We start from the raw sequence: 9,126 nt of genomic DNA on the forward strand, positions 1-9,126 counted from the left end.
CGTCTACTCGCTGGGCGCCAAGCGGGTGTGGCTGGTCGACGCGACCGGCAAGCCGATCCGCACGTTCCCGGTGTGGCCGGGCACGGTCGCCCCGCGGCCCGGCCGCTACTCGATCACCCTGCGCACCCAGTCCCTCAAGGGCTCGGACGGCGTGGAGATCGAGCACGTCATGTACTTCACCAAGGCGGACGGCGTGAACGTGGCCTTCTCCAACGCGCTGGACGGCTCCTCCCCGCCCCCCGCGGGCGGCCAGAAGCTGGGCGGCATCCGCATGCACAAGGAGGACGGGGCCGCGCTGTGGTCCTTCGGCGACCAGGGCACGCGGGTCGCGGTCGTCAACTAGCGTCCGTCCCCGCCGGCGGCCGCCGGGCGGGAAGCTGGTTGACGATCAGCGCGACCCCGCTGATCAGGAAGATCCGGGTCGCCGCGTCCAGCCCGTTCCACGACTTCGACTGCCACATGGCGAACCACTCGCCGCCGATGGCGATGAACCCGCCGCCGAACAGCAGCATCAGCATCAGCAGCCCGTAGGTGGACCAGCGCCGCGCGGAGTCGTCCCTGCCCCGCGCCCACAGCCAGGTCCCCCACATCAGCAGAAGTGCCGCCACGCTCTCCCACACGATGATCAGCACGTAGGCGGTGTCCTCCAGGGCCGTGCTCGTCACGGCCCGCCACATCAGTGCGTCGTCCTTGAACGTGGTGTCCATCGACAGCACGTGCCGGACGTAACTCTGGTTGGTCCCGAAGTCGGTGATGTTCCCGAGCGCGACCAGGGCGATGTAGAGGGCGAGTATGCCGGTGAGCACCCCGGCGGCCGGCCTGAGGCCGGTGGGGCGGGTGGGAGTGGTGGTCATGGCTGGATTCTCTCCCGCCCAACACCGGCCTGACCCGGGGGTATTGAGCCACAGGACCGGTGAACCCCGGGTGTTGCCGCAGGGAACGCGGCCGGTCCGCCGGAGAACGACCCGTGGGGACGGTTTTGTCCCGCTGAACGGACTGTTCCCGGTCGATTACAGTGCTGCGCGTCGTACAGGCGGGCGGTGCCAGGGGAGGTCTGGTGGGGGTGACGACCGGTGCCGTCTGGGGCCGTGCCGAACAGCAGGACTATCGCAGCAGGGTGCGCGGGACCCTGCTCGGGGTGGCGGTGGGCGACGCGCTCGGCGGGCCGGCCGACCACCTCTCCCTGGAGCAGATCCGGGCCGCGTACGGGGGCCGGGGGCTGCTCGACCTGGCCGTCGGGCACGGCCGGCGCGGCAGCGTCACCCACCACACCCAGCTGACCCTGTTCACCGTCGACGGGCTGATACGCGCCCAGGTACGGCGGGACACCGGCGCCTGGCACCCGCCGACCGATCTGCACCGGGCGTATCTGCGCTGGGCGGCCACCCAGCGGGACTGGGGCCCGGACGAGCGCCGCGCCGAGGACGGCTGGCTGGCCCGCGAGGAGTGGCTGTACGCCCGCCGCGACCCCACCCGCGCGCTGCTCATCGGGTTCGGCGACCGGACCATGGGCACGCTCCAGTCCCCGAAGAACCCGCGGGAGACGGGCCCCGAGGCGGTCGCCCGCTCGGCACCCTTCGGGCTGCTCGTCGGCTGGGAGCCGCAGCTCGTCGTCCAGCTGGCCGTGGAGTGCGCGGCCCAGACCCACGGCCATCCCGTCGCCTACCTCTCGGCGGGCGCGTACGCCGTGATCGTGCACGGGCTGGCCCGGGGCGACAGCCTGGACGGCGCCGTGCAGCGGGCGCTCGCCCTGCTCACCGCCCGCCCCGGCCATCAGCCGGTGTGCGACGCCCTCCAGCACGCCCTCGGCACGGTACGGCAGGGCATGCCGACCCCGGCCCGGGTGGAGGAGCTGGCCGGCGACGGCACGGCGGACGGGCTGCTGGCCGCGTCCGTGTACTGCGCGCTGGTGGGGGAGGACGTACGGCACGGGCTGTGCCTGGCGGTCAACCAGAGCGGCCCGTCGGCGGCGGCCGGCGCCCTCACCGGGGGCCTCCTCGGCGCCCTGCACGGCGAGACGGCCCTCCCCCCGGCCTGGCTGGCCGAGCTGGAGGGCCGTCCCACGCTCCTCGAACTCGCCGACGACTTCGCGATGGAGATGACCCAGGGCCCGGCCCTGCACGGACCGGCCGGGGCGTCCCCGGGGTGGCTGGCGCGCTACCCCCGGGCGTGAGACCCCCTACGGCGCCCCCACCACGTCGTCGCCCGCCTCGGCCGGCACCGGCACCGCCGCCGGGTCGCCGTCGGTGTTCACCGTCTCGATGACGGCCACCCGCTGCGGTGTGTCCTCCGGCTTGAGGAAGCCGATCAGGATGTACAGGACCAGGGAGACCGCGAGCGGCACCGAGACCTGGTACTGGAGCGGCACACCGCCGTCCACGTTCCAGCTGATGGGGTAGTTGACCAGCCAGAAGGCCAGCAGGCCCACCGCCCAGCTGGTGAGCGCCGCCGTCGGCCCGGAGCGGCGGAACGGGCGCAGCAGCCCGAGCATCATGGGGATCGCGATCGGCCCCATCAGCCCCGCCACCCACTTGATGACGACCGTGATGATGTCCTTGAAGGCGGGGGAGTTGACCTGGGTCGCGACCGCCATGGACAGGCCGAGGAAGACGACCGTGGTGACCCGGGCCGCGATCAGCCCCGTACGCTCGCCCCAGCCCCGCGCCCTGGCCGACAGCACCGGCGCGAGGTCCCGGGTGAAGACCGCCGCGATCGCGTTGGCGTCGGAGGAGCACATGGCCATGGTGTGGGAGAAGAACCCGACGATGACCAGGCCGAGCAGCCCGTGCGGCAGCAGCTGTTCGGTCATCAGCGCGTAGGAGTCGGAGCCGTCCGGCTTGTGCGCGTGCACCAGCAGCGGGGACATCCACATGGGGAAGAACAGCACGACCGGCCAGACCAGCCACAGGATCGCCGACAGCCGGGCCGAGCGCTCGGCCTGACGGGCGCTGCCGGTGGCCATGTAGCGCTGGGCCTGGTTCAGCATGCCGCCGTTGTACTCGAACAGCTTGATGAACAGGAACGCCAGCAGGAACACCATACTGTACGGGCCGACCAGCGGTTTGCCGTGGCCGTGCAGCGCGGGCTCGTCCCAGGCCCCGAGGAAGCCGATGCCCTTGTCGTTCAGCTTCACCACGACCGCGGCGAACATGGACAGTCCGGCCAGCAACTGGATGACGAACTGGCCGAGCTCGGTCAGCGCGTCCGCCCACAGGCCGCCGATCGTGCAGTAGACGGCGGTGATCGCGCCGGTGATGAGGATGCCCTGGTTCAGCGAGATCCCGGTGAACACCGACAGCAGCGTGGCGATCGCCGCCCACTTGGCGCCCACGTCCACGATCTTCAGCAGCATGCCGGACCAGGCGAGCGCCTGCTGGGTCGGCAGGTTGTAGCGGTTCTTCAGGTACTCCAGCGGGGAGGCCACGTGGAGCCGGGAGCGCAGCCGGTTGACGCGCGGCGCGAACAGCCTCGACCCGATGGCTATGCCGAGCGCGATGGGAAAGGACCAGGTGATGAACGAGGTGACGCCGTAGGTGTAGGCGATGCCCGCGTACCCGGTGAACATCACGGCGCTGTAGCCCGACATGTGGTGCGAGATGCCGGACAGCCACCAGGGCATCTTCCCGCCGGCCGTGAAGAAGTCGGAGACGTTGTCCACGCGCTTGTGCGACCAGACGCCGATCGCGACCATCACACCGAAGTAGCCGATGAGCACGGCCCAGTCGAGACTGTTCATGTGCCCGATCGTGGTTCCGCTCACATGAACACTACAAGCAACGGGAAGGTCAAGTCGAGGCAAAATCGTTCGCCGTGATGACCTTCGTTTATGTATATGAACAGGTGCTGGGGGCCGCCCGGCCTACTTCAGCTCGTCGGGGCACGGCGTGCCGCGCGGCAGCTGGTACGGCGCGGCCAGCCGGTACGTCCCGGCCTTCGGCGCCACCAGCACCGTCCACCGGTCCCCGTTCGCGTCCTCCGGCGTCTGCGTGAGACATCCGTTGACGTTCCGGTACGTCTTGGGCGTACCGGAGGACTCCTGCGGCGGCTTCAGGCTCTTGCCGTGCTCGTCCACGACGCTCAGCCACGGCGAGTACGGGATCCGCACCAGCACCCGGCCGGGCTTGCGCACCCGCAGGGTCATCTCGACCTGGTCGGCGCGGTCCACCACCGCGTTCGGCTCGGCGAGCGGCGCCGGGTCGGTGACCTTGAACAGCTGCCAGTTGGCGTCGCCCCAGACCTGCTTCAGATACGGCATCCCGCTGCGCAGCAGCGCCCGCTCCCGCTGGCCGCCGGACCCGTCCAGGTGGTCCTTGGGCAGCACCACGTAGTGCACGGCCCAGCGCTTGAGCCACTCGTGGTAGTTCGCCGAGTTCAGCGTGTCGTCGTAGAAGAGCGGGTTGCGCTCCATATCGGCCTGCCGGTTCCAGCCGCGGGCCAGGTTGACGTACGGGGCGAGCGCGGAGGCCTCGCGGTGCGAGCGGGCCGGGACCACCTCGACGCGGCCCTTCTCGGCGCCGCCCTTCTGCAGCTCGTTCACCAGCGGGGCCAGCTCACGCGCCCAGGACGCGGCCGGGGTGGTGTGGATGATGTCGTCCACCGACTTGTAGCCGAGCCAGCCGGCGAAGCCGAGGAAGGCCAGCACGGTCAGATACCACTTGCGCGACTTCGGCACGGTGTACGGCAGCGCCGCGATCAGGGTCGCGCCCGCGAACATCATCGGCAGCCGTGAGATGTTCGACCCGATCTGCGAGCTGATCAGCCACACCAGCACCACGGCGACGCTGTAGACGGCCGCCGTCAGCCGGACGGTCACCCACCGCTTCGGCACCAGGAACAGGCACAGCAGGCCGTACAGCAGCGGCATGACCACCGAGCCGAACCCCATCGGCTGGGTGCCGGAGAACGGGAACAGCCAGGCCGACACCGCGACCACCGCCGACGGCGCGAGCCCCAGCGCCCAGGCGCCGGGCCGCCGCTTCTGCAGGAACAGCGCGACCGCGACCAGCCCCACGAACAGCCCCGCGACCGGCGAGGACATCGTGGCGAGCGCCGCCAGCGGGGCGGTGACCAGAGCCTTCGCCCAGCGCTTGGTGCGCCAGCGGTGCGGCCAGCAGAACACCGCCGCGACCGCGCCGAGCGCGAACATGGTGCCGAGCCCGAACGTCACCCGCCCGGAGATCGCGTTGCACAGCAGCGCGAAGACCCCGGCGAGCGAGGCCCACAGCGGGTTCCTCACCACCCGGCTGCGGATCAGCACCAGCGTCAGCAGGCCCGCCGACACGGTGCCGGCGACCATCATCGTCGTACGGACGCCGAGCACCGACATCAGATACGGCGACACCACGCTGTACGACACCGGGTGCATGCCGCCGTACCAGGCGAGGTTGTACGCCGAGTCGGGGTGCCGGCCGACGAACTCCGCCCACGCGTCCTGGGCGGCCAGATCGCCACCGCTGTTCGCGAAGGTGAAGAACCAGATGATGTGCAGCACACCCGCGAGGGCCGTGACCGACAGCACGGGATGCCGCAGCAGCCGCCGGCGCAGCGCACCGAGCGCGGTGCGCGGTTCCGCGGCCTCGCCGGGGGCCACCTCGGGGGTGGCGCTGTCCGCGCCGCTCCCGGACGGTCGTATTCGCGCGCCGGCTCCCGGGCCCGGTTCGGCGTCGTCGGCGCGTGTCGGCTCCGCTGTGGCCACTGAAGGCACTCCCCGTGTCCCGTCTTCTGTTCTCGGCCGCCCCACGGTGTACCCGGCCGCTTTCCGATTTCTTCCAGTTCGCGGCCCTGTCTCGGGTGACCGGCGACCTGCCCCGATTCGTGACGCTAGCACGCACCCCGTCGCGGAGGCTTCCGGGTTCGGCTCCGGCGACGGGGTGCGGTGGCGGGGGCGGGCCGGTGATCAGCCCAGACGGGTCAGCTTGGCGCCGAATCCGGGCTCGGCCAGATCCTTCTGGAGGGCGACGGGAACCTTCACCGCCGCGGCCGTGCCGTCACCCACGGTGAGCGTGCCGACCCGGGTGCCGGCCTTCGCGGTGTGCGGCACCGACCCGGAGGCGAAGGTCAGCTTCACCTTCAGGCCCGCCCAGCCGACCGCCGTGACGTCCTCGGTGACCACGATCGGGGTGTGACCGCCGAGCCGGTCGTCCACATAGCCGACCACATCGCCCTTCTTCAGGACCTTCGCCGAGGTCAGGTCCTCCCGGGCAGCGAGCAGCGCGGTCTTGCTGACCTTGTTGGCGGTGTCCAGGATGTCCGGCTTGTGCTGGCCGAGGATCGCGCCGACGACCGTCACCGTCTGCCCGCCGACCTTCCTGCGGTCGGCGAACAGCAGGTTGCCGCCGGCCACGGAGGTGCTGCCGGTCTTGATGCCGATCGCGCCGATGCGGTACGGCAGCTCGTTCGTGTTCGGCCAGAAGTGCCCGGAGGGGTCCGTCCAGCTGGCCGCGCTGGTGATGGCGACCAGCGCCGGGACCTTCACGACCGCGCGGCCGAGCTTCACCTGGTCGTGGGCCGTGGAGACGGTGGTCTTCTTCAGGCCCGAGGGGTCGGTATAGGTGGTGCCGGTCATCCCCAGCTCCTTGGCGGTGGCGTTCATCTTCTTCACGAACGCCGCCTCCGAGCCCGCGTCCCAGCGCGCGAGGAGCCGCGCGATGTTGTTGGCGGAGGGAATCATGACGGCGGACAGGGCCTGCTTCTCGGTGAGGTACTGGCCGGCCTTGACCGTGGTGAGCGTCGACTCGCCCGCGGTGTTGTAACCGGCCTCCTTCTCCGCCGTCTCGTCGACCTTGATCTTGGGACCCTCCTCGCCCGGCTTCAGCGGGTGGTCGCGGAGGATGAGGTACGCGGTCATGGTCTTGGCGACCGAGCCGATGGCCACGGGCTTCTGCTCGCCGAAGTTCCCCATCGTGCCGATGCCGTCCACGTCCATCCAGCCCTGGCCCTCGCCCGGCCACGGCAGCCGGGTCGCGCCGCCGTCGAACGTGTAGGTCTCCTCGGCGCTGAGCGCGAGGGCGGGCGCCGGCAGCGGGCGGAAGGCCTGGACGACCGCGAAGACGATCGCCAGGAGCAGCACCAGCGGGGTCCAGATCTTGATCCGGCGCATCAGCGTGCGGACCGGGGTCTCCGGGGGCGGCGGCGTGTTGGTCAGCTCCGCCAGCAGGTCCAGCGGGGGCTTGGGCGGCAGCGGCTGCTGGGTGGTGCGCTCGGGGCCGATCCGGGGGACGGCGGTGGTGGCCTCGGACGCGGGAGCCTTGGTGTCCGGGGCCGCACCGTCCTTCGGCGCGGGAGCCTTGCCGGCCGGGCGCATGTCGTCCTTCAGCGCGACGAACTTGCTGGTGCGCTCGGACTCGGTCTCGGCGGTCTCGGTCTCGGCGGGCTTGGGCTTGCCGGTGTCACCGACCTTGAGCATGGTGGTCGGCTGGTCGACGGCGGCCTTCTTGGGCTGTACGGCCTTGAAGACGGTGGTCGGCTGGTCGACGCCGGCAGTGGCGTCTTTCTTGGCGTCGGTGTCGGCGTCGGTGTCGGCGTCGGAGGCCGTATCGGTGCCGGTGTCCGCGTCGGCCTTGGCGCCGGTGTCGTTCTTTGCGTCTGCGTCTGCGTCTGCGTCTGCGTCTACGTCTGCGTCGTCTGCGTCCGCAGCCGTGTCTATGCCGGCCTTGGCGTTCGGGGTCGCGTCCGTGTCGGCCGCTTCCTTCGCGTCGGCAGCGGATTCGTCGTCGGCGTCGTCCTCGGGGTCGTCCTCGTCGGCGACTTCGTCCTTGCTCCCGGTGTCGGCCTTGTCCTCGGCGGCCGTACCGTCGCCGCCCTTGTCACCGGTGTCGGACGAACCCTCGGAACGGCCCTCGGCACGCGAGTCGGACGAGTCGTCGCCCTCGCCCTCGGCCTCTCCGCTCGGCGAGTCGTCGGCGTCCGTGTCGGTGTCGGTGTCCGCGCCGGCCGCGGGACGGGACGAGTCTCCGGACTCCCCGTCGGACGAACTCCCGCTCGCCGCCTCCTCCTTGGACGACCCCTCGTCCTCGCCCCCGGCGGCACCGGCACCCTTTGCAGTCGCGTCGGTCCCCGGTTTCCGGATCCACGCCGAGACGGCCGCGCGCAGCTCCGCGTCCCCGTCGGCCGGGACGGAGTCCGCCGCGCCGGACGGCTCTTCGCGCTCGGCCGGGGTCTCGGGCCGTACCGCCAGGACCCGCGTCGCCGTGTCCGTACCGCCGGCCGGGGAATCCTTCTCGCGGGCCACCGTCAGCCGCGGATCGCGCGTCTCGGGAACCGGACCCGCGCTCTGTGACGTCGGTTCCGCCGACGACTCGCGCTGCTTCGACCTGTCGGGGGACTCGCCCGCCACCGATGCCTCCTCCATGCGCCGCGCGCTGCCGCACGCGCCCTGTCCGAACCATGTACCAGTGTCCTGTGTGAGGGCTTGGCCCCTGCGGTAGACGAGAACGACATACCTACCGGTTCCCTTACGAACCGGTCACGCGCCCTCGACAGACCAATGTGAGAGGGGTCACCCTGTCATTCATCCACGCGGGGAGGCATGGATGGGCAGGAGCCGCAGAACACTTCCGGAGGAGCTTCTGCTGCTGGCACTGGACCCGGCCACGGGTACCACTGCGCAGCCGCAGTCGCTCGACCTCGGTCTGGCCGGTGCACAGCTAGTGGAGCTGGCGCTGGCCGGACGGATAGCCCCAGACGGGGATCGTATCGCCGTGGTGGTGCCACGGCCGACAGGAGATCCGACTCTGGACAGCGCGTTGGAGCTGCTGCGCAGGCGTGGCGCTCCGGTGCGTGCCGTCCACTGGATCGGCGGGCCCCGGCTGGGGCTCAGGCAGACCTATCTCTCGCATCTGGAGCGGTGCGGCATGGTCGCCGCCGTGGCCGGCCAGATGTGCGGGGTGCTGCCGACCACGCGTTACCAGGCGACCGACACCGCCATCAGCCGGGAGATACGGGCCCGGCTGGACTCCGCGATCCGCACCGGTGTGCCGCCGGACCCCCGGACCGCGGCGCTCGCCGCCCTGGCGCACGCCGTCGGGCTCGGCAAGCACCTGTATCCGGGGAACGAGGGACGCTCGTCCCGCTCCCGGCTGCGGGATCTGATCCGGCACGACCCCATGGGCGGGCTCGTCGCGCACG

6 protein-coding genes and 1 pseudogene are annotated in these 9,126 nt (G+C 71.2%); 3 read left to right on the top strand and 4 right to left on the bottom strand.

Going from position 1 to position 9,126, the window contains the following annotated elements:
• Positions 1-343, top strand: a pseudogene (locus H5J33_RS14350) (hypothetical protein); the annotation flags it as partial.
• On the opposite strand, the gene H5J33_RS14355 reads toward H5J33_RS14350, so the two are convergent.
• Positions 336-854: a DUF2165 domain-containing protein gene (locus tag H5J33_RS14355; protein WP_181795298.1), complete on the bottom strand. Its 519-nt coding sequence runs from the start codon at positions 852-854 to the stop codon at positions 336-338. The pseudogene H5J33_RS14350 and the gene H5J33_RS14355 overlap by 8 nt on opposite strands.
• Before the next feature lie 203 nt (positions 855-1,057).
• Here H5J33_RS14355 and H5J33_RS14360 point away from each other — a divergent pair, with 203 nt between their 5' ends.
• A complete protein-coding gene (locus H5J33_RS14360) occupies positions 1,058-2,173 on the top strand; it encodes an ADP-ribosylglycohydrolase family protein (protein ID WP_181795299.1) in 1,116 nt (371 codons plus the stop codon).
• 6 nt (positions 2,174-2,179) lie between these two features.
• Here the strand turns inward: H5J33_RS14360 and H5J33_RS14365 are convergent, their stop codons facing one another.
• The 3 genes from H5J33_RS14365 to H5J33_RS14375 all read right to left on the bottom strand — a co-directional run bounded on the left by H5J33_RS14365 (position 2,180) and on the right by H5J33_RS14375 (position 8,350).
• Positions 2,180-3,736, bottom strand: coding sequence for a sodium:solute symporter family protein (locus H5J33_RS14365; protein ID WP_181795300.1), 1,557 nt, complete (start codon positions 3,734-3,736; stop codon positions 2,180-2,182).
• 123 nt (positions 3,737-3,859) lie between these two features.
• A complete protein-coding gene (locus H5J33_RS14370) occupies positions 3,860-5,695 on the bottom strand; it encodes an MFS transporter (RefSeq protein ID WP_181795301.1) in 1,836 nt (611 codons plus the stop codon).
• 201 nt (positions 5,696-5,896) lie between these two features.
• Positions 5,897-8,350, bottom strand: coding sequence for a D-alanyl-D-alanine carboxypeptidase (locus tag H5J33_RS14375; protein ID WP_181795302.1), 2,454 nt, complete (start codon positions 8,348-8,350; stop codon positions 5,897-5,899).
• 181 nt (positions 8,351-8,531) lie between these two features.
• Here H5J33_RS14375 and H5J33_RS14380 point away from each other — a divergent pair.
• On the top strand, positions 8,532-9,126 hold a 595-nt coding region (locus tag H5J33_RS14380; RefSeq protein WP_181795303.1), incomplete at its 3' end, for a GPP34 family phosphoprotein.

Origin of the sequence: Streptomyces sp. WELS2, assembly GCF_013870595.1 — a bacterium.
In the GTDB taxonomy this organism is placed as follows: domain Bacteria; phylum Actinomycetota; class Actinomycetes; order Streptomycetales; family Streptomycetaceae; genus Streptomyces.